Below are 24,759 nucleotides of genomic sequence, written 5' to 3'. Positions count from 1 at the left end.
GGCAGGACTGCAGCCTCAGTTCTGGATCTATTGCGAGTTCAGGGCGGCTGTGGGGGGTGTGCGTGCGGCGCGCACTGCCGGGTACAGGCCGGCGACAGCGCCAATCACCACGGTCACGGCCAGACCTGCGGCCACCACGTACAGCGGCATGACGAACAGCCATCCACTGACAGTGGCCACGACAGCAGTGATCAGTGTGCCGATGATGCAGCCGAGTGCTCCGCCGATACCGGCCAGCAGCAGTGCTTCAGACAGGAACTGGATACGGATGTGAGCGCGCGTTGCTCCCATGGCCCGACGCAAGCCGATTTCCTGGCGGCGCTCGAGGACTGAAATGATCATCGTGTTGGCAACGCCGATACCGCCGACCAGCAGAGCAATTGATCCGACGCCGGCCAGCAGCGTCGTGAATGCATGATCGGCAGCGGCTTTCGCACTGAGCGCTTCTGAAGGTCGCGACACTTTGATACCACCTGATGCCTGCGGTGAAATGGTCGGTGCCAGGAGGTCACGGATCCGGGCGACCTGGTCATCGGCGCTGCGCTCGTACACTGTGGTGGGATGGTCATCATGGCCGTACAGTCGTTGCGCCACTGTGCGACTGATCAGCGCCGCGGAGTCCAGTTCCGGTGCCAGTGGTACCGGTTTGAGGATACCGGCCACCGTGACGAGCTGGTTGCCCATCCAGATCTGTGTTCCGGGAGTGACAATGCCGAGGCGCTGGGCTGCACTCGCCCCCAAAACGGTTGTCGGATACTGCGCGAGCGCTTCGTTGAGCCACGTTCCATGCGCCACTTCGCCTGCCACCACGTCCAGCAGTGTCAGATCAGTGGAGACGGTCGCGATCCCACCTGTTTCTTCTGCAGGAATCAGCGAGCTGCGATAGACCTTGATGTCGGTCAGGGCAGCTGTGCTGGTTGCATCGGTAACACCCGGCAGGAGCGCCACTTTCGCTGCAGCGTCTGGTGGCAGTGTGGCAGCGGCTCCCGTCATGTCGCTTCCGGCAGTGACTGTCAGCAGATTTGTGCCGAGGGCGTCCAACTGTCGAGTCAGTTGAGCTCTGCTGGAGGTGGAAATTCCGATCACCGCCACCATTGCTGCGATCCCGATCGCGATGCCCAGTGCTGACAGGAAGGCACGCATCGGGCGTGAGCGCAGCCCCACTGTGCCGAGCCGCACCGCATCTGATGCCAGAAGCGTTGACGCGGCCGGCGCTGAACGAGTGTGATCAGATGTGTGAGTCATGGTGCTCCCTTCCAGCCACGCCGCCCGCCGGGCATTCAGTCGAACCGCCTGTCGCGCCGCCCGCCGCACCGTCGGCCGAGTCAGCCACGATCCGTCCGTCACGGATGGCGATTCTGCGCGGCAGGCGCGCAGCCAGGTCGTTGTCGTGTGTAATGACAACGATGGTTGTGCCCGCCTCATTCAAGTCGTGGAGAAGCTGGACGATTGAATCACCCGAGCGTGAATCCAGATTGCCTGTCGGCTCGTCTGCCAGCAGCAGCGGCGGTTCAGCGACAACGGCTCGTGCAATCGCCACACGCTGGCGTTCTCCACCTGACATCTGGTGGGGTCTGTGCTCCAGACGATGCCCCAGTCCGACGCGTTCCAGCGCTGCTCGTGCTCGCTCACGGCGCTGCGAGCGCGCTACGCCCAGGTACAGTAATCCGTCAGCCACATTGTCCAGTGCGCTCACTCCCGGTGAGAGATGGAACTGTTGAAAGACGAATCCGATCATGCGGGCGCGCACCGCTGACACACCTGCATCATCAAGTTCACTGACGTTGATTCCATCAATGAGGACCCGTCCCGACGTGGGAGTATCCAGTGTGCCGATCATGTTAAGCAACGTTGTTTTACCTGATCCGCTCGGTCCGACAATGGCCGTGAATTCGCCGCGATTAATCGTCATGCTCACACCCGCACATGCTTGGACGGGCGGGGAGCCGAACGAACGAGTCACGTCATCCAGTTGCACCAATGCGTCGGTCATCGTGATGGCACCACCACGTGCTGACCTTCGGCAAGGTCGTCTCCGGATACTTCCACGCGTCCGGCTGAAAACAGTCCCGTTTCAACAGGTATCTGTGAAAATGAGCCGTCCTCGCGTGCGATTTCCACGCCGAACTGTGTCGGTGTCAGGGCAAGCAGGGCGTTGACTGGAACGGTCAGCACGTTTTCGCGGGTTTGGGACGGTAGCGCAACTGTCACGGATGCTTCCTGGAGCGTTGATGTGGCTTCCGGGTCGGAGGGGGTCACGGTGATGGGAAGGATGCGTTCCTTGTTTCCCGCAGCCGGGCCTGCCTGGTTTGCCTGTGAGCCCTGCCCGTCGGCCTGGCTGTCCTGACCGTTTCCAGCGCCACGCTCAACCGGGGTGCCAACTGAGCTGATGGTGCCCGGCGTTGTTGACCCGTCGGGAAGCTGAATCGTCACCTCGCGGCCCTTTTCAGCCAGGTCCTGCTGTGCGAGCGAGACGTTCGCATCCACGACCTGTTGCATGGAGGACACGCTGAAAAGGCTGGTGTCCAGCGTGACTCGATCTCCCACACGGGTAGACAGTGTTCCGACGCGCAGGTCAGCTGGCGCAAAAATGATTCGTCCCAGCTGCAGGCGACCACTACGTGTCAGTCCGACTGCGTCCTGCCAGTTCTTGATCGCACTGATCGTCTGCGCATCGAAGCGCTCATCTGGCTCATCGGCAAAATAGCCCAGATCCTTGAGGGACTGTTCGAGCTGCTGAACATCCTGCCCGTTACTCATACCGTCTTCAAAGTCACGCCACGCAGGGGTGGCACCGCGCATGAGGTAGGCCGGGTCGTCACCTATCTGGTACAGCTGTGCACCGGCGCTGATTTGAGTGCCCGGTTCAGGCAGCTGTGTCACGATTCCGTCGAATCCGGCACGAAGCTGGTGCGAATCAGCGTAATGTAACGTGCCGGCAACATTCACACTGCCATGCAGATCCTCGCGCACAACGGGTTCGGTGGCAATTGCAGAGCCTGCCTGCCCCGTTGCACCGCTCTGACCCGATTGTGCGGCATTGGCCTGCCCGCCGTGCCTGAGCCAGATGGCACTTGCCACCACCAGCGCCACAACCAGGATTGCCGCAATGCCGAGGACGACAAGCGTGCGCCGCTTCGTCATAGCTTTCACTTGGTGTTCTCCGTCCCGGTGTTGGAGGCATTGGCCGCATCAGCCTTGTCGAAGCATTGAGAAATGGCTGCTGGCGGCACGTCATTGAGTCGGATTCCCTGGCCTCGCACTGGATCTTCCACGTGATAGCCGTCCTGGCGCAGGCATTGAGCGACACGCACAAGCCGATCGAATTCTTGGTCAGTCATTTCACTGTCCGCGCCTGCCGTTGGGCTGTCACCGACTTTTTCCCAGCAGCCCTGCACGGCGGTGTTCCACGCGTTCGCATCGACACCAAAATCTTCGCCCGGGCCGTAATTTTGAAGGTCGTCGGGCACATTCACACCGGCTTCGCGCATACAGGCAGCGAATTTGAGATTGTATTCTTCCACAGCTTTGGTCTCTGACTCTGATGCGCCAGCGCCCTTGCCCGCAGCGTTGCTGTCCGATCCGGCTGCGTCGCTTCCGACCGGCATATTGCTCGAACAGCCTGCAAGCGCGACCAGGCTCATCAGCGCAGCTCCAGTCACCGCGCGCGCCCTGAAAGCTTTCAGCACGCCTCCAACTGAGCTCTCTGCCGTCACGTTCGAAGCCCTACCATGTATGCGCAGTTGCATCGTCAATTTCCTCCACGTATTTGGTCCTGCAGTTTGCGCGAGGTACCCGGATCAGTACTCCACGCGTCTGAAGAGATTTAAACGCATCATGCGTTGCCGTAGCGTTGCGGTTTTTGTTTATGTTTTGCTAACACTGACATCGTTAAGATGTCGCCAGCGGAAGGGGCTCAACTGAGTCGCCCTCGTCAAGAGGAATGAATGAAAGGCACACCACTATGAAGGTTCTCATCGCCGAGGATGAAGAATATCTCGCACAGGCAATCGCTCAGGGGCTGAGGCGCGAAGCAATGGTTGTTGACGTGACTTTCGATGGCGATGACGCGCTGGAGATGGTGCGTAGTTCTTCCTACGACGCGATAGTTCTGGATCGTGATTTGCCGGGAACTCATGGTGACGAGGTGTGCAGGATTCTCGCGCACCACTACCCTGAGGTGCGCATCCTGATGCTCACTGCCGCCCGCACGCTCAACGCACGCGTCACGGGGTTCGAACTGGGAGCTGACGACTATCTGGTCAAACCGTTTGAGTTCCCGGAGCTGGTTGCCAGACTGCGAGCTCTCGGCCGCCGCTCTCAACCGGCACGAGAACCTGTCCTTGAATCGTGCGGAGTGCGTCTGGACCCGTTCCGTCGCGAAGTTTACCGCAATGGGCGCTTCGTCCGTCTGAGCCCCAAGGAATTCGCAGTTTTGGAATTGCTGATGGAGGCTGACGGCGGGGTCCTCAGCCAGGAAACGCTGCTGGAGCGCGCATGGGACGCGAACGCTGATCCCTTCACCAATTCGATTCGCGTCACTATTTCACATCTGCGTCAGCGGCTCGGATCCCCCTGGGTTATTCAAACCGTGCCGGGCGCAGGATATCGCTTTGGGGAGGCAGACAGATGACGAGGACACCGCGCGGGGAACGCCGCCTGACCCTGCGAATGCGCCTGACCTTGTCGTATGCGGGACTGGTGGGCGGTGTGGGCCTGGTGATGATTGGCCTGGTGTACGCCTATATGCGCCTGGTGCCGATGCGACTGAACACCACGTTCGCTCCTCCCGCGCCTGACGGGCAAAGCGCCAGTTTTGACCTGGTGATCCCAGTGGCCCGCTCCATGCTCAACACCATGCTGGTCACATCGCTTCTGGTTCTGACGATTCTGACGCTTCTTTCCGGCCTGGTCGGGTGGATCGTGGCGGGACGCGTGATGGCGCCGCTGGTTGACATGAAGAAAGCTGCAGCTCTGGCAACATCAGGCGATTACAGTTACCGCCTGAACCTGAAGGGACCGGATGATGAGGTGCGCGAGCTGGGCGTTATGTTCGACGCGATGCTTGATTCGGTCGATCAATCACTGCGCTCCCAGCAGCAGTTCGCGGCCAATGCGTCGCATGAGCTGCGTACTCCTCTTGCCACGACTCAGACAATGATTGATGTGACGCTGTCTGATCCGGATGCGACCACTCAGGAACTGCGGGACCTTCTGCGACGGGTACGCGAAACCAATCACGCCAACGCTCAGACTGTGGATGCGCTGCTGGATCTGTCGGCAGCTCAAGGCGGGATGCTGGCGCGCGAAGAGGTGGATCTAGCCGAAATTGTTCGCCAAGCCGTCCATGAAGTTGAATCTCTGGCGAAAGACCATGGTATAGCCATCCATACGAGCATCACTCCCGCTGCAGTTACTGGAGATCAGGTGCTGTTGCGCCAGGCAGTCTCGAACCTGCTGCGCAACGCCGTCACCTACAACCAGGCGGATGGATCTGTGAACGTCACCCTGCAGGTACACCATTCGCCTTATGCCAGTGCTTCCTGCGCAGTGCTGAACGTGACCAACACCGGTCCCCTCGTCGATGCTGATACCGTCAGCTCACTGTGTGAGCCTTTCGTGCGTGGATCCAGACGTACAGCCGGTACCACGCGCGGACATGGCCTGGGACTCGCAATCGTGCAGGCTGTCGCTCAAGCTCACCGCGGCAGAGTCACTATTTCCGCACTCGACGAGGGTGGTCTGAGCGTGACACTCACCGTTCCTGCAACAGCGCGCATTGCCAGCCGTTCAGTGGATGCGACACGGGCTACGCCCAGCACCACGTGAAGACGTCCGGCCCCAGACAGTGATCCCGGTCAGTATTGCCACCCCAGAGATATGGCGGGTAGCTCAACAAAGACCTGCGGCCTCGCGTGGAGGCCGCAGGATCGATCAGGCGAACAGGTAGGGGTTGATCATCTGCCACGCGAGCGGCGATGTCAGCCCTGCCAACTCCACTTCCGGTTCATCGGCCTTGGTGCCGTCCATCGCGTACAGGCACGTCGGAGTACTCAGGAAGAGCAGGGATCCAGCGGGCGCCATCTGCTCGTCGACCGCGGCGAAAATGTCGAACACATTCATCGCCCAGGTTCCCTCAAGACCGGCCTTGCCAAATCCTGTGTCGTCGTGATCTCGGCATTCACTGGCGATGACGCGTTGCAGCTGATCGACATCACCTTGGTGTGCCAGACGAATGACGTCGGAGGGCAGGTGAAGTGGGCCGTCGAAAACATTCATGTGCGGCCCGAAAACCAGCCAACGCAGAATCAGTGAGGGAACTTCTTCCGGGTCGGAGCGGAACAGGTTCATCGAGTCACCCTCGGGCACGATCCACGTGACGTCCGTTGAAGAAATCCACACGGTGAGGGTGATCCGTTTGACGTCTTCCGACGGTGCGATGCGGGTCAGTTGAATCATGTGGGAACGCTGGAACAGACCGGCGAAGAGGCGTTCGGCACCGTCCGTCAGGGATTCCTCATCGCTGATGAACCCCAGGTCGACCAGATTCTTCCAGCCGTCTGAATTCGTGTCAGCTTTGCCGTCCAGCAAATCGGTTAGGGCTTCCCAATCGGCCTCGTTGAGAATTGCAGCTGATTCTTCCGGGTTAAAACGGCTCATTGTGGGTTCCTCAAGCTATTCGACATTTCAACAAACGTGTCGTACATCGGGTCAAATTCGCGTGTCGCGCATGTCAGGGTGGCGGTCAGTCCGGCCTCGCCGTTCACCCACAGCCACTGGCACGACGACACGGACAGATCTTCCATCATGTAGACCCCCATGCGGGCTACACCATTGAGGTGTTCGTTTTCCCATGCTGCGTTTTCCAGCACCAGGAATCCGGGGATAGATTCGACGAGTTGACGCAACGTGCCGTCGTACCAGTCGATCGGATCGTCCGAGCCGGTCGCGGCTTTCGTCACGACGAGGCTGGGGCGGAACCCTGATGCAGCTTCAGGACCAAGTGCGATCAGCGGGAAGGTGCTCTCAACTTCCTGGAGCATCTGCTGAGTCGGGCCTTCTTCCGGCACTTGCTGGGTGAATTGCGCTTTTTCTTCAGTGCTGAGTTCTTCCCAGTCTGCGGGAAGAGTGACGAACTCAGCGTCACTGCTCGTTGGACTCATCAATATCCTCCATCGCTTCGGTGGTTATTGTCGGACTTAAATTCTTGATGTTCGGGCTGGGTCAGGCGGGTCGGATCACTGTGGGAAGTAGTCGGATCACTGTGGGAAGGCGGGACGATACCTTCAGCAAAATGGCGATCGGCCGGGTACGAGCCCGGATCGACCTGAGTCAGGGCTTGCTGCTGACGTTTTTCCAACCGCTTCTCCGGATACATCGCGTCAGGCAGACGGAAGGGGATCACTGATATCAGCGCGACAACCATACAGGCCATTGCAACGATGACGATGATACGCATTCCCTGTTTGCTCATCCCCAGTGTTCCAGCAGTAAATGCAACTCCGAAAAGCAGGAACGCCAGACCGATGGCAGGAGTGGTGAGTGCTTCGGAGTTTTTCCACCATCCGAAGATGTTCCCAACTGAGCGGGCGAGTTTTCCGAGCGTGGAGTCTGAAAACATCGCAAGAGCCCATTGAGCCAGGATGAGGCCCCCAAACAGGAATGCCAGTGTGATCATCCAGAAGGTATCACTACTCGAAAAATCATCCATCGATTTCCTCATCCTCAGCTACAGAGCCTGTACTGCCGTGGCCGGAGCAGCGGCGGGACAACGCAAGAAGTGGTTTCGCCGTCAGTCCGCAGCCACATCCAAATCTTCGGCTCTCGTCAGATTACCTTGAGGTCACTACGCCTCGCAGCGTTAATCACCATGCACAACGCTCACACATCAGTATCGGTCTTGCTGGCGCTAATCGAACAGGCCGAAGGTAAAATCTGTTGCTTTTCCGCCAAGCCACTTACCGCCGGCACCACCCGCGACGCCACCGATGATGCCGCCAACAGCCGCTCCGATCGGTCCGCCAACAGCCATACCAATAGCTGCGCCACCCATCGCGCCAGCTTTGCCGCCAGCCCAGCCACCGCCGACTTCCAGCAGTGTTCGGGTTCCGGCACGTGCAACCTTTTCTCCGGTTCCCATATCAGGATTGAGCACACTGTCCGTCTTCCACTGGTCGTAAGCGGTGGTGCCAGCATCGACTGCGGTGAGCACACGCCCGGCATGCTTCGTGACCTTGCTGACTTTGTCGAGGATCTCTGGCGAATCTCCCCATCCCTTACCAAGGTTAACCTTGTCTTTAAATGTGTGGAACCGAACCTCTGGCGTATCTTTGAAATGCTTTCCGAGCCTCTTCGGATCGAACGTGGCACCGTTGAGCTTGAAGTTGATGCCCTTAATAAGCTTGACGGCATCGCAGGTGCGAGACTTCAGCATCTTCAGGAAGCCCAGCGTCGTACCGCCACCTGAGAACATCCCAGTGAAAGCCTTGACCAGCCAGTTGGCGGAAGTAACGGCACTGCATGCGTTCTGCAGCTCACTGTGAGCAACGTCCTCATCGCGGCGGACGATGCTCACCTCTCCCGCGAGGGTCGAATAGAGGGCCTGCTTTTCCATGTACTCAGTCCACGCCTGGATGAGAGTCGCATTCGTCACCGGATCCGCCGGAACCGGCAGCGGAGGCGGAGGCGGAGGCAGTTCGATTGAAGTCTTGGGGATAACAATCAGCTTGCCTGTTGCCGCCCGACCTTCAATGTCTTTGAGGCGGGTCTTACATGAACGAATCAACGTCACAAATGAGTCAACGGCACCAGCAAAAGTTTCGATCTCATCATGGATCTCCTGCGCTGATTTAGTGGCAGACTGGATAGCCGCGGACGCTTCAGCTGCCGTGTAGCCCACCAGCTCAGACTGCACGATGCTATTGGCCCGATCGAGGTCCTTAATACCGTCGTACACTTGGCCCCTGCCATGCAGGAGGACTCCACTCTTCCAGGAGGAGAGCGTTTCGGGTTCTATATCGAGCTTGGTGTCAATCATTTACCCATTCCTCCTGACTGGGGGTAGTAAACCCCGCCCTGGGGGTAAACCGAGGTAAGTTCGCTAAAGATTCGAGCTTCTGAAGCTTCGAAATTCTGATCAGCGGTCGACAGACTGCCACTCACCTTCGCTGTTCCATCAGCTAGGGCTTTCAGGCCTTCAGTAAACTTGCTCAGTACAGCATTCACACTTGCCGTGGACTTGCCAAAATCAGGCGGTGCCCCAAAATTCACTCCCGCGAACGTGCTGTTCGCCTCGTTCAATCGCCCTTGCGCTGCTTGCGACCGATCCTGCTTCCATTTCAGATCGCCCATACGATCCCCTTACATGTCTCATCGCAGATACGTCGTGACCAACGCGCCACGCCAACTCTTCGATTGCCGCACTTAGGTTAGGGATTCAGATTAAACAGTGGGTAAACAGAATGTGAGCAGTTTTCAGGCGCCCGTCACAAGCGGGTCGGCCGCCCTCGTCAATCACGCCAACACTGAGCGAGACCTTGCCGCGTCTGGCATCCACCGGGCTGCATAATCCACGTCCGCGGGCACCTCTCTCACGAGGAAGAACACACATCGACGCTCCTACCTCACGCGCGAGCGTTACGATTATTGAGGAGGGGGAACCGCAGGCCCTCACAGCCCAGTCCCCGACACGTCATAGTGAAATCGACCACATCAAAAACATCTACATCGAATCGGGCATTTCTGGCTTCCGCACTGGAATTTCACTATATGGACGGGCGTGAGAGCCGAAGACAGATCAACCTGGCACGCCCCGCCAGTGCTCCACCACGCAGCGACATGCCCTGTTAAGTGAACTAGCCCCTGAAAGTTGGACTGGTTTAATTCTAGGCGTTTAGGGCTTCAAGGCCGTAGTTGAATTCGCGGTTACCAGCACCCACCGCATCGTATTTCAAGTAGTTGAACACACTAGCCATCGGGTCAACAGTGCTATCTGTCCGGTTCGAGTGGTACACCATTTCGATTCATGAGCCCTGCGCAGCGTCGCCGTTGTCTAGAAGCAGCACGGCGTTCTTACCTTTTTCTTCACGAACGTTTGGATTGCCGTTGAGGGGTGATCCATACCGCGAACATTTTGGGGTTTGGAAGAGCCAAAGGGCTGCCCGGTGAAGTAGTCGTGGTCCACTAGGGTGCCATAAATGAAGGTTTTGGTTTTCAAAACAAAACAGGCAAGGTTACTCTTGTACTTTAACTTCACTTGAGATGCAGGTCTTACAAATTTGCGCTCGTACATATCACGGATTTGGCCGGGCGGAGCAAACAACGTTGTTTTGGTGCCTCACCGCAATTTCGTTCAGCACTGTTCGGACTATAGGAGAAATTGGCGACGGGGGTGAGACCGTTTAAGGTCTCACCCCCGTACTGTTATGCCGGTGTTTCGTCGGCTAGGCGATTAGTTCTCCTCGCCTTCTCGACGGCGTCGCACGAGCGCCAGGCCAAGGCCTGCTACGCCCATTACGGCTGCGATACCAACGAGTCCTCCTACCTGCGCGCCGGTGCGTGCAAGCTTAAACTTCTTGACTCCCGGCTCGGTGGTCATATCGCCAGCGGCAGGCTTCTCAACGGTGACCGTCACGCGATCAATCTCGTTGCCGTTCTTGTCCTTGACGATAACTACGATCTTGTCACCAGGCTTAGCGTTGTCGTCGATGTCAACAACGAGGTTGCCGTCGCCATCGATTTTTGCCTTGCCGGGGCCGTCGGTGTCGACCGTCGTGCCGTCCTCAACAGGGCCGCCATCGTTCGGGATTACGACCTTGCCACCCGGTTCGCCAGAGCCGTCCTTCCAGTCCGGAGTCTTGGTGTCAGGTTCGCCAACCGCGACAGTGACAGTCACGTTGTCGGTGGTGCCATCAGGGTAGGTCACAACAACAGGAACATCAAACTCCTCAACAGTGTCCTTATTCAGCTTCGACCCATCCGGGAACGTAACCGTAATCTCACCAGTGTTCTCATCAATCGTCACTACATAGCCCTCAGGAGCCTTGTAATCACCAATCGAGAACTTCGAACCCTCAGGAACATCTACACCCTTACCATCCTTACCAGTAAAGGTCGGGGACGACTTGGTCTCCTTACCAGGAACAACCAACTTACCCTCATACGCAGGCTCGTATTCGTCTGATTCCTTGGTCACCAGAACAGTCCATGCGGACACATCGTTACCACCAGAAACTAGAACCACGTTGAAGTAGTCGCCCTTCTTGGCAGTCTCGGGGATATCAAAGGTGCAAGCTGCAACCTGAGCCTTGATGCCCTTGGACTGGTCAAGTTCACAGGTCTTTAAGACTGTGCCCTTGGAGTCACGCCACTCAACCTTCGAAGGCAGAGCTGACAGGTCACCGCTAAACGCAGGAGTAACCGTTACGCCAGGCGCAGCCGGCTTATCCGTTGCATTGTAGTCGGCGGTAATAGTGACCGGAGTGTACGGCATTATGCCGTACACTCCGGTCACTCTTACCCTAAGGCTCGCTACTACTCGTTTAGCGCTGGGAGTTTCGCCTGCGCATCGCGGTGAGGCCTGCGCCTGCCAGTAGCAACGCTGCGGCCGCTGCTAGTGTGCCCTCGACGCTCACACCGGTGCGGGCCAGTGATGAACCGCTCTGAACGCCCGACTTAGCAGACTTGCTGCCCTCAGTGCTCGGAGTAGTCACCTTGTCGCTTGGCGTCGTGCCCGGCGTTGTCTCACCTGGGTTGTCACCAGGTTGCGTCGGGTCAGACGGGTTAGCTGGGTCCGTCGGGTCACACGGGTTAGCTGGGTCCGTCGGATCTTCACAGACGCACTTGGTGCCAACGCGTAGCTTGCGCGTTGTCGGATCCTTGATGATCTTCTCGGACGTTTCCGGATCGCCTACCGGCTCTCCATTCTCGAGCTTCCAGGTCTTGGTGATTTCCTTCTCGCCGAATACACCGGCCTGGTCCTCAACAATCTTGCCAACTTCGAGGTTCGGATCGAACTCAATCTCAGTGTCATACGGAGTTTTCTCCGTGTGCTTGTCCGTCAACGTTGTCTGAGTCTTGGCAGGGCCAACCTCAACGATGTGCTTAACCGGATCGCTGATCTTCTCGGAGGAATCCTTCTTGGAGACCTCCCCGTTCTCAACATTCACCGTGACGGTGTGCTTGATCTCGCCCTGCTTGCCTTCCTGAACAACCTTGGTTTCACCAGGCTTCAGTTCAGGGTTGACCCGCACCTCGACCTCGAACGGAGTCTTTTCCGTCCACTCAACCATGGTTGAGGCAGGCTTGCCCTTGGTGCCGACCTTGATGATCTTCTTGACCGGCTCCGCCACGCGCTTGGTTTCGGTCTTGGTATCCACAACCTGCGAGTTCTCAATGGTCCGGGTAGTGGTTACCTTATCCTTGCCAAGAACACCTTCCTGCACGGTTTCCTGCTTGCCAGCATCCATCGTGTCATCGAATTTGATCTCGGTTTCGAACGGAACATCCACCTCGTATTCGGAGGTCTCAGTGCCGGTGGTCTTGGTGCCAACGCGAATGATCTGCTTGACCGGCTCTGCAGTGCGTTTGGTGTCGACCACTGGATCACCGTTCGGCTTTCCATCAACAAGCTTCTGCGTCGAGGTTACGGTGTCCTCGCCAAGCTTTCCTTCCTGGTCAACCTTCTGTTCACCAGCTGCCAGAGTGTCGTCGAAGACAACTTCAGTCTCAAACGGGACAGGCTTCTTCACCGTGGTGACCAGTTCGCTAGCACCCAAGCGTGGACCGTACTCAATGATGCGAGGCTTCGCATCCTTGGTGGTCTGTTCCTCTGCAACCTGAGCCTCGGAACCATTAGCGGTGAACTTAGCGGTGTAGGTCTTCTCGCCGTTCTCACCTTCCTGGACAACCCTTGTCTCACCAGGGGCTAGATCCGGGTTTTCGCGAACCTCGGTTGGGTACGGGATCGGAACCGTCCAGGTCACGTCCTTGGCGCTCTCAGCAGGCTTGGTACCGACGAGGACAACCTCGTTGACCGGCGCCTTGGTGCTCTCCCACGTGCCGTCCGCGTTCATCTTCTCAGCGCCAGGCACGCCCTTAGTTTCAACCTTGTACTCGCCGGCAGGAATGGTGTCGTCGTACTTGTACTCGACCTTGAACGGGACTTCACGCTCCGGAACTTTAACAACGTTGACCACAGCGGATGTGACGTCCTTAGAACCGTCCTCATAAGTCACGGTTACGGGAACCTTGACCTGGTCGCCCGGCTTCGCGGTCTTAGGCGCGGTGGAGATGACGTGGCCATCTTTATCCAGGCTAACGATCCAGTCGCCGTTATCAGTCTTCAGCGTGTAGGTCGGGTTGCCAAACTCGTTCGTGTCGCCGGTCGGAGTGATGTGCTCCGGTAACGGAGCAATCTCGTAAGGCTTGTTCTCAGCAACCTTGATGTCTTCCGGCTTTTCGATTGCCAGCGGCGATGTCACCGTGTCGCCCGGGTACACCGTCTTCGGCGGGATAACCGGGTTGGACTCCCAGTTGTTCATCAACTTCACCACTGTGGTTACAGGAACCTCGGTGGTCAGACCGCCAGGCGCATTCACCTTGACAGTAACGGTGTTCTTGTCACCCGGCTTCGAATTGGCCGGCGGAGTGGAGGAAACCACACCGGTATTAGGATCGATAGTGTACTTCCAGCCGTTATCCGTGGTCTGCGTCAGCACGGGCTTGCCGTCCGCGTAGCCGAACGAGAACGTGGAGCCGTCTGGAGCACCATCAACATGGTGGTCGACGGCCTGATTCGGCCCGGTCACCTGGACGTCGTATGACGCTTTCAAGTCACCCTTGATGACGACGACAGTGCCTACAACCGTCTGCGGCTTCTGCTTGCCTTCCTCACTGTAGTGGGCCTGGACGGGAACGTTCAGGATGTCGCCTTCCTGCGCTCCCTTCGGAATCGTGGTTGTGATCTCGCCAGTCTTCTCGTCGACGTAAACGGTCCATGTCTTACCGTCCTTGCTGGTAAGAGTGGTTTCGTTCGTGCCGTCTTCGAAGGTGTAGCGCTGCGGCGCCTCATCTGACGTGTTACCACTCAGACCGCGCTCCGGGATTTCCGGAATAAGGCTGACGTTCGCGTTTGGCTGCCCCGTAACCGTGTCATAGTTCGGGATCTTGATGTCCATGATCGCCTGGAACTGGACCTCGATCTCATCCGTGGTCTGGTCCGGGTAGGTAGCTTTGAGCTTCGGCGTAATAACCGTGCCCGGGACAACGGTGTCATCTGCCTTCGCGGTGACCTTACCGGTCTCATCGACGGTCACGGTCCAGCCGGCTGGAATGGTGGCTGGGTCGATCTCGAACTTGGCCGGGTGGACAGGCTTGTGGCCCTTCATGATGGACCTAGTGCCCACCTGGGACGTGATTTCCTGGTTGAGTTTGCCCTTGGACAGGCCCGGGCGTACCAGGTCGGTCACCTGCGTGTTGTTCGGATCAACAACTACCATAAGCTGTAGCACGTCAGTGGAGCCGTTAGAGTACTCCACCGTGATCTTCGGCTGCGCGAAAGCACCCGGTTTCGGGTTCTCTGGAGCAGTGACGGTGACGTTGTAGTCACCGTCCATCTCAACGGTCCAACCCTCATAGACGTACTTCTCGTCCAGCTCGACCTTGGCCTCGAATCCGCCCTCGGTCTTTTTCTTTGCCAGCTCCTTGATCAAGTCAGCGGTCTGAGTGAAGGTGACCTTTTGCGGCTCGGTGGCCAGCGGGCCGGTTGGGCTATCTACACCCGAAATAATCGAGGCATCGGTCTTGTCGTACTGCGGGTTGTGGTATTCGGTGTCGTCCAGGGAGAACGCCTTGGAGTCGATGACGTTCGCCTTGTTGTAACGGGTCAGCGAGTTGGAGCTGTCGAACGTCTTTGGCGCGCCATACAGATCGTTGTTTTCTCCGGCAGCCTGAAGCTGCTCTACTGTACGCGGCTTCGCGATTACCGAAAAGTTCACGTTCTTGTCAGTGGCCAGGTCGGTACCACGGTATTCAGGCCACGTGAAGTAGATGTCGCCGGTCGTTTCGTCGATACGCAGGTTTTGAGTGCCGCCGGATGCCTCCGTGTCCGAGGTGCCGATGAACTTGCCGTTGCCGTCGTAGGCCTCCACAACCATACGGGCCATCGAGTCATCCGTACCTTGGCCGGTCACAGCTGGGATGTTGATTGTACCGACCTTGGTTTCGCCCTCGACCCCAGGGACGATCACGTGCTTTTCGAAGTTCTCCCACGACACCGTGATCGGGTTACATTCGATGTTCTCGCTCGGCCAGGGGTTCACGATGGCCGTAAAGGTTACGCTGCTTCCCGTGGTAGCCCTTGGTCCCTGAGGATTTTCCTGCTTATAGTCGCCCTGCCAGGCGTAACGTACCGGGTTAGCGGCTGTGGCCTCAGCGAACTGCTTGACTTTCTGATCGGTCAGTTCTGCGACAAGGTTCAAGTTCCGTTGTTGCCTATAACCATCAATTACGAGGATTTCGTCGGCCTTGTGAGTGACAATTTTGTCAACAAGGGTCTGACCGGGATCCATAGCGGGAATTTGAGCCGCGTCGAGGTACTTACCCATTAAGCCTGAATTGGTAAAGCCCCAATCAGCGAACGTGCGGTCCTGTGAGTTATCGAAGGCGACGCTCAAACCCCACCGGGTTTTCGAGGGGCTTTCGACAGCCGGCTCAAAAGTATACCAGCTGAAACCAGCCTGGCTACCCTCACTAGCTTCTTTGTCTTCTGCAGAAACAACACACGAGCCAGCCGGCAAATCCGAGGCCAGTTGAGCATCCTTCTCAATCGCTCCGGATTTTTCGAGGATGCCGCCGGTAAATGTTGCCGCAGCAGCTGACTGCGGGGCGATAAAGCTTGGTGCAACTCCAAGCGCGCTTCCTACCAAAGCTACGACTGATAGCGTAACCCAAGAACGACGCAAAGCGCGTTTTGGTTCGGTGGCGGGTTGTGGCATACGCATGTATTTTCCTTACTCCAACTAGTCCTGGGACATTCTGGAAGTCTCAATGGCCCCAATGAAGTCAGTATTGTCTTGTGGCCGCCCATATACTCCGACGCACTATGACTTCGTTCTCGTCCGTGGAGCCCCCTATACTATGCCACTCGCGGGCAACGGCTTTACAGGCGAGTGTATACATTATGCAGGCGATATTACGGTCCTTTAGGCTGCGAGGGCATGATTCCGATATTCGTTCGGGGTCATGCCCTCGAGTCGTTCCTGGATGCGTTTGTTGTTGTACCAGTGGATGTATGCCTTGATCTGGTTGACCAGGTGCTCAGTGGATGTGAAGGTGTTGTTGTAGAACATCTCTGATTTGAGGTGGCCGAAGAAGTTCTCGGCTACGGCGTTGTCGTAACAGTTTGCCTTGCGAGACATTGACTGGACTGCGTGGGAACGGCTGAGTTGCTTTCGCCACGAGTGGTGCTGGTATTGGAATCCTTGGTCGGTGCGGGCTACCAGACCCGGGCCCGGCTTAGCCTTGTTCAAAGCCTTGCGGAGACTGGTGTTGGTCAGTTCAAGATTGGGTGATTTCCCGACCGTGTAGGAAACGACTGAGTGATCGAACAAGTGGATGATTGGTGAGAGATAGATCTTGGACGATCCGAGACGGAACTCGGTAACGTCAGAGACCCATTTTTGGTTCGGGCTAGTAGCAGTGAAGTCGCGGGCTAACACGTTTGGGGCAATGGTCGATAGTGTGCCTCGGTAAGAGTTATAGCGTTTCTTCTGACGGACCAGGCAGGTCAGTCCTTCACGCTTCATAAGCTTGGCGACGAGTTTACGAGAGACCACCAGGCCCTGGCGGTGTAGGGCGAGTCGGATCCTACGGTGACCATACCGACCGCCCGAAGCTTCAAAAATTGTTCTGATCGTGGCTCGAAGATCAGCATGTTTATCTGGCTGTCCTAGGCGGGCTTGATGGTAGTAGAACGTTGATCTGGCCAATCGCGCTACCCGCAAAAGAACATCGAGATCATGGTGGGACTTGAGTGTAACGATTACTCGAGCTCGGTCTATTGCTCGTTGTTCATCAAGTCCCTTAATGCTTTTAGGTAGGCGTTCTCCGCTTCTAAGTCCCTGATCCGTTGTTCAAGTTCCTCAGTTTGAGATAACACCCTGGGACCGGTCTTAGGTCGCCTGCCCTTAGGCTTAGGGCGCAAGCGTCTTCGCCTTGGTCGCGATAGATCCGCACCCAGCTCGTCACCACGTTGACAGAAGCCAATCCCAAGTCCTGCGCGATACTCATCCGGGTCTCGCCGGCCAGAAAGCGTTGAACAGCATCACGTTTGACTTCAAAGGTAAAAACTCGCTTATGTGACTTATTCACAAGAACAAGCCTGCCATGAATACGCCACCGATTATAGAAACGATCGCACGGCTTGAAACTCAAGCCAAGGCAAGAAGCAGCCGCTGCGGCACCACACCCCTGCTCAAACAAAGCAACTAAAAACGTCTGATCAGACTCAGTCAATGAAGATAAAGAAGAAAGCATGAAAATGTCCCCCGGAAAAAGAAACTGAATAATCCAGTCCAACTTCCGGGGGACACTTCATAAGCGACATGCCCCATTAAAGGCCACGCGGTCTGCACACTCAGTACAATGGTGGCGCTACCTGCCGCGAGCAGGCTGCGCATCAAACAGTGAGGATTGACGCCATGAAGAACGCCTTGGGTTTCGGTTTAGGGACGCTGGGGCGCGACATGATGTACGGAATGGTGTCGATGTACCTCATGTTCTACCTCACCGACGTCTTGGACCTGTCGACCGGTGCGCTCGCAGCGGTCACCGTCGTGCTGGTGCTCATGCGGATCTTCGACGCCGTAAACGATCCGTTTATGGGTTACGTCGTGGACAACACGCACACACGCTGGGGCAAATTCAAACCGTGGATCACGATCGGCGCATGCGGATGGTGCATCGGCACGGTGCTGCTGTTCACCGACTGGGGAGTGCGAGGCTGGCAATTCATCACACTGTTCGTCGTGGTCTACCTGGTGTTCGAGGTCGCCTACACGATGAACGACATATCGTACTACGGGATGATGCCATCACTGACCCGCGACAAGGCTGAGCGTGAACGCATCGGAGTGGTCACACGTATCTGCGCGAACATCGGCCTGTTCTCCATTGTTGTCGGCATCGTGCCGGTGACTCAGTGGCTCACAGGTGTGCTGGGGGATGCGCAGCGTGCCTGGCAGCTGCTGGCAATCGTGTTGTCAGTCATTGCGATCGCTTTCCAGTCCATCACGCTGATCTTTGCGCACGAAACCGTGCATGTGAAGTCGGAATCGACGCCGCTACGTGAACTCGTCAGCGTCATCTTCAAGAACGATCAGCTGCTGTGGGTGTCGTTAACATTCCTGCTGTATATGTCCGGGTACACGCTGCTGACTAGTTTGGGATTGCACTACTTTAAGTACCTGGTGGGAGACGAAGGCAAGTACCCGATTTTCGCGCTGGTTCTGGGCGTCACCCAGCTGGGCACGCTGCTGGCATTCCCCTTGATTTCTGCCCGCATGCCGAGGCGACAGGTCTTCACCCTGGGATGCGGCGCTTCCGTCGTGGGATACGTGGTGTTCATCTCTGCCGGCAGCAGCATGGTCGTCATTTTGTGCGCCGGGTTGTTCCTGTTCTTCGGGGAGGCACTGTTCCAGGTGCTGCTCATGATGTACATCGCGGACAGTGTGGAGTACGGCGAATGGAAGCTGGGGCGGCGCAACGAGTCCATCACTTTTTCCCTGCAGCCTTTCATCTATAAGCTGTCCGGTGCAATTTCCTCGGGCCTGATGGGTATCTGCCTGATCTGGTCGGGTGTGGAGAGCGCCACCGGCCCTGCCGATGTCACCGAGTCGGGCACGTGGATTTTCCGACTGTTCATGATGGTTGTCCCCCTGATTCTGACCGTCGCGGCGTTCCTGGTGTTCCGGCACGGCTATCGCATTGACGAAGCCACATACAGTTCAATTGTCGCAAGCCTGCAAGACAGTGAAAAAACCAGCACACCCGAGGAGGAAGCACGATGACGCGACACGCTGTGCGCACCCTCGGCGATGTGTACGACCACCCTGTTGGACGCGACGTTCTGGACAAAATCGCGTTGCAGATCGGAGTGTCGCCCTCGTTCATCGTGAACCCGCTGACGCGCCGGATCCCATTGACGGTTCTGGATCGCGTGGCTGGGCGAGCAGCGCCGGGGCTGGTCGAGGCGCTCACAGATTTGTTGGAGATGAATCCCGACCGGCTCGATGACGCCGACACCCACACCGAGGGACAGTCCGAGCCCCCCTGGTGGCAGGGCGCCGTTTTCTACCAGATCTATCCGCGCAGTTTCGCAGACTCAAACGGCGACGGGATCGGTGATCTGCGCGGCATCATCAGCAAACTTGATTACCTTCAAACACTGGGCGTCGACTGCCTGTGGCTCTCCCCCATCTTCGATTCACCTAACGATGATATGGGCTATGACGTGCGCGATTATCGCGCAGTCATGGATCTGATGGGGACGATGGAGGATCTGGACGAGCTCATCGAACAGGTTCACGCGCGCGATATGCGCATTATTTTGGACCTGGTTGTCAACCACTCCTCCGCCGAGCACGAATGGTTCCAGGAAGCGCTGCGGGATCCAGACGGCGACAAGGCAGCGTACTACTTCCTGCGTGAAGGCTCTCCCGACGCGCCGCCCAACAACTGGGTGTCGTTCTTTTCCGGGTCGGCCTGGCGCTGGTTTGATGACATCAAGCGTTGGGGCATGCACCTGTTCGCACCCTCGCAAATGGATCTGAACTGGGACAATCCTGCGGTTCGTCGCGAAGTTGCCGACATTGTGCAGTTCTGGCTGGCTCGAGGCATCGACGGTTTCCGCATGGATGTCATCAACTACATTTCGAAAACCGCGGGCCTGCCCAATGGCGTGCCGGCAGTGGGTGAGCTGGTCGGATTCACCGGTATTGAGCGCTACTTCATCGGGCCTCACCTGCACGATTATTTGCGTGAGCTCCGTTCGGCCGGTTTCACGCGACCGGACGGCTCCCACGCCCTCATGGTGGGTGAAACACCCGGTATCGGCATCGAGGTAGGTCGCCTTCTGACCAATCGGCAGCGTCGCGAGATGGATCTGATCTTCAACTTCGACGTCCTTGAGCCGCCCGGAAAGATCCGCTGGGATGACTACCGCTATCCCCCCGCCTATTTCCTGGACTTTTATCTGCGCTACCTGCGCCGTCTGGGACCCGACGACCAGATGGCGATTTTCGCGGAGAATCACGATAATCCGCGCATCGTCAGCAAGATCACCTTCGATCCGCGCTGGCGCGGCGCGGCGGCCAAACTGATAGCCGCGATTTCACTGACCCTGCCCGGCACGCCCTTCATTTTCCAGGGGCAGGAGCTCGGCGCAGTCAACCAGGATTTCACCAGCCTCGACCAGCTTCGCGACGTCGAATCACTGAACTATTTCCGTGAGCTCATCGACGGCGGTGCGACCCGCGACGAGGCATGGGATCGCATCCTCGCTGGTTCACGCGACCATGCGCGCGTCCCCATGCGCTGGACTGACGAGGGTGGCTTCACGACTGGCCAGCCGTGGATTACGGGGACCGACATGGAGGCGGGATGGAGCGCCGCCGAGCAGCTGGACGATGAGCATTCGGTTCTGAACTTCTACCGCTATCTAATCAGTGTGCGCCAGTACTTTGCACACGATGACTTCACGCTGCTCACACGCAGCGGACACTATGCGGCGTGGACGCGCGGACACTACCTGGTTGAGGTCAACTTGTCAGAGCGAACGATCAGGCGTCCCCTGAGCGTGAGCCGGATGCCCGGCCGAACGGTGATGACATCACTGGGATCAACGGTTAGGAGCGAACGCCCTCGTCCCGATGAGTTGCCGCCGTACGGGGTGCTGATCCGCCTGCTCGACTAGCGCTAAGGAGCGATCCGCGATCCGGCACGTGGGCGCCTGCGCCCCGAACCCGCGACGGCAGTAACTTTCGATCCTGTGCCGCTGCGCCGGCGCAACTCCACCTCCGCCGCGGCTACGCACATTCCCCTAGATTTAAGACCTCGAGCCGCGAGCAGTGAAATCCGCACGCACTCTGACCAGCAACAATAGAAAAACACCTCATTGAGGAGCCGTTAGATCTAGGGGTATGTGCACGCGAGTGCTACTTTTTAGGGATATGTGCACGAGGCGGAGATGACCACGCCACGCTCGCGCCATAAGCAGCCCGGTCCCAATCTGCAACCGACTCAACCGCGGGGCGAGGATACCCTCGACGACCTCCGTCACAGAGCAAAAGACATTGCGCGCGACACGGTCGGGTGCACAAAGGTGAAGCCAGCTTTTTCCAGGACGCGCGCATGCACACGCTGGTCGGTCACCAGTAAGGAATCGGCGGCATCATGCATGAGCGACATGCGCAGCGCCCACTTCGGAACCGGGAGCCAGAAGAGGCGGCTCAGACGACCAGCGCAATCACCCGGTACCCGTCTTCGTGCAACGATCGCGACAAGGTTCGACCGATCAGGCCTGACGCGCCGGCAAGAACCACAGTTCCCTGTACCATCAGTGCTCACGCTACACGACGGTTCGTTCTCGGTGAAGACGATCGACCACGCGTCTTAGACGCATGTTGCGATAATGACCCCATGACTTCACAGCCCCTTCTCCACGCCGACGGAAGGCCTCCGCGTCCTGATTGTCGATGACGAGGTCTGTCTGGCCGACCTGCTCTCCTCGGCACTGCGATACGATTGGTTGCTGCACATACGCTCCTACGTGAACTCACACTCAGCAATACTTACCGTTCATTTACTTTTCGAACGATCGATAATACTGCTATGATTTTTCTGCATCCCATCTAGACCTGATGACATTCAGTGCGGGCATTCACAGACGCCCTCGTCACTGCACATGGACGATAAGACGCCGTGGCGCTTCACACACGATGCCCATCGGGTGGCAATGGGACTCAACAGATTCTTTAACTCAACTGTGAGCGCCCGACTATCCCGTCTCGTGCTCACTGACCTACGACGTTGCGATGCCATCAGTCGGCAACGCAACAGGCGAAAGGGCTGAAAACGCCATGAAATCTCACTTCACAGTGCGTGCCAGAAAAGTCGCGGCGCTGCTCGGGGCGTCGATCGTAGCTGCCACAGCGTTTGTTGTACCGATACAGCAGAGCAGCCAGGCTGCAGAGCGACCATTCCCTAGTTATGAGCTGTCGTACCAACGCATCGTTGGACAGAAAGATCCAAATTTCAATCCTGAGACCGATGAGGGGGACGGATGCATTCACTCAGCAAATCCGGAGCTGGCGCCCCTCCCCTTCTTTGGCTTCAAATCGGCTGCCATCAACCAGTGTGACGGCATGCGCGTAACAGTTCGGTGGTCCTACGACAAGAGCCTTGATCCCGAAACTACTGCTCCTACGCTCGAATTCCGCTTCGGCACGACGTGGCAGTACACGCAGGTCGATAATCCCGATCCCAATGCGTATATCTGGAAGCCCGTGGAGAATTTCCTTTACGACGGGCAGCCAACCGACATTTATAAGGCCGACGATCCGGTGGTCAAGGACAGCAAGGGCAATTTTGTGCGTATGCACAACGGCGACGGGTTCTACGAGCCTATTCACTTTGTCTTTGAAGACACCTTCGGCCCGGGCGTTGAGCACACCATGCAATACGACGTCTATTTGCCGTACAACGCTGACTGGGGCGGCATGACTTTTGGCACCGGGTCCACGGGCGATACACACGGCGGATCGATCGGCGCGAAGGCGAACGGTATGACTGTGCCGATCGCTGCGAGCATGGATGTACGCTACGTCCTCGACTCCGAGTATCGTGCAGCTCGCGGTTTTCCTCAGGCGTCCGGCAGCCCGACCGATGAATCCCAGTCGGCAGGTCTTCCGAACGAAATTGCTGGCACAGACGAAGTACTGAAGAACCAGTATACGGCACGCCCACAAGCCGGATGGGGTGGCCAATTCGAGGGCTCAACCTACACAACGCTTGACTGCCTAGAAGCTGAAGGTCAGCAGCTTACCGAACTTGCCAATTCAGTGCCGATCAACAAGATTTACCCGAACCTGAATTCTGACGCGGCTGTTCCGCTCGAGGCAGCGCCGGGTACTGCGTTCTTCGCAGAATATCCCTACCAGTATTACCTCACCGGCGGACGGACGTGGGATTCCCTTTCGGGGCAAAGGTTAATGAATCTCAATTCTGAGACAGGGGAATTTGAGCCATTCACCGATGAGAATGGTAATCAGCTCGTTTTCCCATATAAGCCGACGCCGCAGTCCCTCATTGCCGACATTCCGGGATACAAGTATGTCGGCTTCGACCTGCCGACGATGAAAGACGGCGCATATAAGGGCATGAACGTTGAAGGTGGTTATCCTGAATACCAGGACGGCCCGAACGTGGCGTCCAGATACCACAAGTCGAATGAAAAGACTCAGCACTTCTACTACACCTATGAGAAGATCAAGGGAGCCTTCAACCTGTCGAAGGTGAGCACGCTCGATAAGACGCCCATTGCCGGAGCTGAGTTTGAGCTCTACCAGGTTGTCGATCCCACGGTCAGCAAGTGTGGCGTGCAACCGGATCTGACCGATACGACTACGGTGAATATCTGCCCGCTCAAAAACGGCGCTGAAGACACTGCCTCCGAGTGCAGCAAGACGGTTCGCCGCATCACGTTAGACAACATGACTGACGGCAAGATCATCACTGACGCTGAAGGTGCTTATGCGGCACCTCAACAGTCACTGGCGTCTGACGCCACCTACCTGCTCAAGGAGGTCGCTGTTCCCGATCCCTACCGCATCGACAATGCGTGGACGCAGTTCAATGTTCCGTTGCAGACATCTGACGACCAGACTGTGTCGACCCCGACGGTGACAGTCGAGAACCCCGGATCGGTTCCTCCGCCGGAAGTGCCTCCAACACCGCCGACGAAGACCCCGCCCACAAAGATCGTCCTGTCGAATACAGGCGCCAACGCTGCAGATCTTGCGACTGCGTGCGTCGCCTTGGTGGCTGCAGGTGGCATGACGCTGATGCTTCGTCGCCGCTCGTCCAAGTAGCTATTGCCGAGGGGGTTGTCGACTGACCGCCCCTCAACGGCATCGCTCAATATCGGCCGGGTTCGTTACCTTCACGGTAGCGAACCCGGCTTTCATATCTGCAGTTCATGATTCGTAGCATCTGGTGGTCACACATCCGCACAATGCGCCCCACACTGATTCATTCGGTATGTCAGTCAAGAGCTGCATGATGCAGACTTATCTGCTGGACGCCGGAAAAAGCGGCGCATAATCACGCCTTTTCGTTGATGCTACGCAAGAAGCATGGATATTAGGACGTCGGATTTGATAACCAACGCTTGTGCGTAATAACTGCTTTTGAACAGGTATTTTAACCTTTCGCAGGTGGGCTCAGGCAGCCTCATGCCTTGTTGCTCCCCATTGGGACGCGGTTCTCTTATTTGATCCTTAACACCCTTCACGACGCAGGGGGGTGCGATTATTACCTTGCGTTAACGAGTTTCATTCGTGAGGGTATCCAACTACTAGCAGACGAGCCATCCCAATCAATACTTAGAGATTTACACAAATTTCTACATGTAATTTAACTACTTATTCTAAATGTAAATTAACCCGTGTTTTACATGTGTTTGGACACTTAATTGTGGGAAAC

General features: G+C 57.2%; 18 protein-coding genes and 2 pseudogenes. 6 read left to right on the top strand and 14 right to left on the bottom strand.

Annotated elements, in window-relative coordinates:
* Window positions 1–27 precede the first annotated feature (27 nt).
* The 4 genes from AC1EJ1_RS01225 to AC1EJ1_RS01210 are packed head-to-tail and all read right to left on the bottom strand — an operon-like array spanning window position 28 to window position 3,716.
* A complete protein-coding gene (locus AC1EJ1_RS01225) occupies window positions 28–1,245 on the bottom strand; it encodes an ABC transporter permease (protein WP_092648882.1) in 1,218 nt (405 codons plus the stop codon).
* Window positions 1,229–1,993 (bottom strand): ABC transporter ATP-binding protein, encoded by a 765-nt coding sequence (locus tag AC1EJ1_RS01220; RefSeq protein WP_285016329.1) that lies wholly within the window; start codon window positions 1,991–1,993, stop codon window positions 1,229–1,231. The genes AC1EJ1_RS01225 and AC1EJ1_RS01220 overlap by 17 nt, the downstream gene beginning before the upstream one ends.
* Entirely contained in the window at window positions 1,990–3,144 is a 1,155-nt protein-coding gene (locus AC1EJ1_RS01215) for an efflux RND transporter periplasmic adaptor subunit (RefSeq protein ID WP_285016343.1), read from the bottom strand. Before AC1EJ1_RS01215 ends, AC1EJ1_RS01220 begins: the two co-directional genes overlap by 4 nt.
* Before the next feature lie 5 nt (window positions 3,145–3,149).
* Window positions 3,150–3,716 carry a hypothetical protein gene (locus tag AC1EJ1_RS01210; RefSeq protein ID WP_070727886.1) on the bottom strand — a complete coding sequence of 189 codons (567 nt, stop codon included), beginning with the start codon at window positions 3,714–3,716 and terminating at the stop codon, window positions 3,150–3,152.
* Window positions 3,717–3,964: 248 nt separating this feature from the next.
* Here AC1EJ1_RS01210 and AC1EJ1_RS01205 point away from each other — a divergent pair, with 248 nt between their 5' ends.
* Together AC1EJ1_RS01205 and AC1EJ1_RS01200 are read left to right on the top strand one after the other, a co-directional pair.
* Window positions 3,965–4,633, top strand: a complete 669-nt coding sequence (locus tag AC1EJ1_RS01205; RefSeq protein ID WP_058237373.1) for a response regulator transcription factor — start codon at window positions 3,965–3,967, stop codon at window positions 4,631–4,633.
* Window positions 4,630–5,829 carry a sensor histidine kinase gene (locus AC1EJ1_RS01200; RefSeq protein ID WP_285016333.1) on the top strand — a complete coding sequence of 400 codons (1,200 nt, stop codon included), beginning with the start codon at window positions 4,630–4,632 and terminating at the stop codon, window positions 5,827–5,829. The genes AC1EJ1_RS01205 and AC1EJ1_RS01200 overlap by 4 nt, the downstream gene beginning before the upstream one ends.
* 105 nt (window positions 5,830–5,934) lie before the next feature.
* Here AC1EJ1_RS01200 and AC1EJ1_RS01195 read toward each other — a convergent pair whose 3' ends face one another.
* The 8 genes and pseudogenes from AC1EJ1_RS01195 to AC1EJ1_RS01160 form a co-directional block, all read right to left on the bottom strand.
* Window positions 5,935–6,660: a hypothetical protein gene (locus AC1EJ1_RS01195; protein ID WP_285016335.1), complete on the bottom strand. Its 726-nt coding sequence runs from the start codon at window positions 6,658–6,660 to the stop codon at window positions 5,935–5,937.
* On the bottom strand, window positions 6,657–7,163 hold the full coding sequence (locus tag AC1EJ1_RS01190) for a hypothetical protein (protein WP_070727900.1): 507 nt from the start codon (window positions 7,161–7,163) through the stop codon (window positions 6,657–6,659). The genes AC1EJ1_RS01195 and AC1EJ1_RS01190 overlap by 4 nt, the downstream gene beginning before the upstream one ends.
* Entirely contained in the window at window positions 7,163–7,711 is a 549-nt protein-coding gene (locus AC1EJ1_RS01185; protein ID WP_070727903.1) for an MFS transporter, read from the bottom strand. The genes AC1EJ1_RS01190 and AC1EJ1_RS01185 overlap by 1 nt, the downstream gene beginning before the upstream one ends.
* Window positions 7,712–7,909: 198 nt before the next feature.
* Complete coding sequence (locus AC1EJ1_RS01180) at window positions 7,910–9,037, bottom strand: hypothetical protein (RefSeq protein WP_285016337.1); 1,128 nt, start codon at window positions 9,035–9,037, stop codon at window positions 7,910–7,912.
* Complete coding sequence (locus AC1EJ1_RS01175; protein ID WP_070727911.1) at window positions 9,034–9,351, bottom strand: hypothetical protein; 318 nt, start codon at window positions 9,349–9,351, stop codon at window positions 9,034–9,036. Before AC1EJ1_RS01175 ends, AC1EJ1_RS01180 begins: the two co-directional genes overlap by 4 nt.
* A gap of 1,099 nt (window positions 9,352–10,450) precedes the next feature.
* A complete protein-coding gene (locus tag AC1EJ1_RS01170; RefSeq protein ID WP_480295215.1) occupies window positions 10,451–11,491 on the bottom strand; it encodes a YPDG domain-containing protein in 1,041 nt (346 codons plus the stop codon).
* Window positions 11,492–11,540: 49 nt separating this feature from the next.
* Entirely contained in the window at window positions 11,541–16,001 is a 4,461-nt protein-coding gene (locus tag AC1EJ1_RS01165; RefSeq protein WP_480295214.1) for a G5 domain-containing protein, read from the bottom strand.
* Between the two features lie 201 nt (window positions 16,002–16,202).
* Window positions 16,203–17,486, bottom strand: a pseudogene (locus AC1EJ1_RS01160) (IS3 family transposase).
* Window positions 17,487–17,699: 213 nt separating this feature from the next.
* Between AC1EJ1_RS01160 and AC1EJ1_RS01155 the strand changes: the two are divergent.
* Both AC1EJ1_RS01155 and AC1EJ1_RS01150 read left to right on the top strand, forming a co-directional pair.
* Window positions 17,700–19,067 (top strand): glycoside-pentoside-hexuronide (GPH):cation symporter, encoded by a 1,368-nt coding sequence (locus AC1EJ1_RS01155; RefSeq protein WP_480289148.1) that lies wholly within the window; start codon window positions 17,700–17,702, stop codon window positions 19,065–19,067.
* Window positions 19,064–20,971, top strand: coding sequence for an alpha-glucosidase (locus AC1EJ1_RS01150; protein ID WP_480295213.1), 1,908 nt, complete (start codon window positions 19,064–19,066; stop codon window positions 20,969–20,971). Before AC1EJ1_RS01155 ends, AC1EJ1_RS01150 begins: the two co-directional genes overlap by 4 nt.
* Window positions 20,972–21,333: 362 nt before the next feature.
* Here the strand turns inward: AC1EJ1_RS01150 and AC1EJ1_RS01145 are convergent, their stop codons facing one another.
* Together AC1EJ1_RS01145 and AC1EJ1_RS01140 are read right to left on the bottom strand one after the other, a co-directional pair.
* Window positions 21,334–21,510: a DUF1731 domain-containing protein gene (locus AC1EJ1_RS01145; protein ID WP_480295289.1), complete on the bottom strand. Its 177-nt coding sequence runs from the start codon at window positions 21,508–21,510 to the stop codon at window positions 21,334–21,336.
* Window positions 21,507–21,614, bottom strand: coding sequence for an NAD-dependent epimerase/dehydratase family protein (locus AC1EJ1_RS01140; RefSeq protein WP_480295297.1), 108 nt, complete (start codon window positions 21,612–21,614; stop codon window positions 21,507–21,509). The genes AC1EJ1_RS01145 and AC1EJ1_RS01140 overlap by 4 nt, the downstream gene beginning before the upstream one ends.
* A gap of 82 nt (window positions 21,615–21,696) precedes the next feature.
* Here AC1EJ1_RS01140 and AC1EJ1_RS01135 point away from each other — a divergent pair.
* Together AC1EJ1_RS01135 and AC1EJ1_RS01130 are read left to right on the top strand one after the other, a co-directional pair.
* A pseudogene (locus tag AC1EJ1_RS01135) lies at window positions 21,697–21,802 on the top strand (DNA-binding response regulator); the annotation flags it as partial.
* A gap of 619 nt (window positions 21,803–22,421) precedes the next feature.
* Window positions 22,422–24,146: a SpaA isopeptide-forming pilin-related protein gene (locus AC1EJ1_RS01130; protein WP_480295212.1), complete on the top strand. Its 1,725-nt coding sequence runs from the start codon at window positions 22,422–22,424 to the stop codon at window positions 24,144–24,146.
* The last annotated feature ends 613 nt before the right edge of the window (window positions 24,147–24,759 follow it).

Source organism: Pauljensenia sp. C0170B4 (assembly GCF_056590235.1).
Note: the sequence above shows the minus strand (reverse complement) of the source record. Positions and strands in the feature narration are given on the sequence as shown.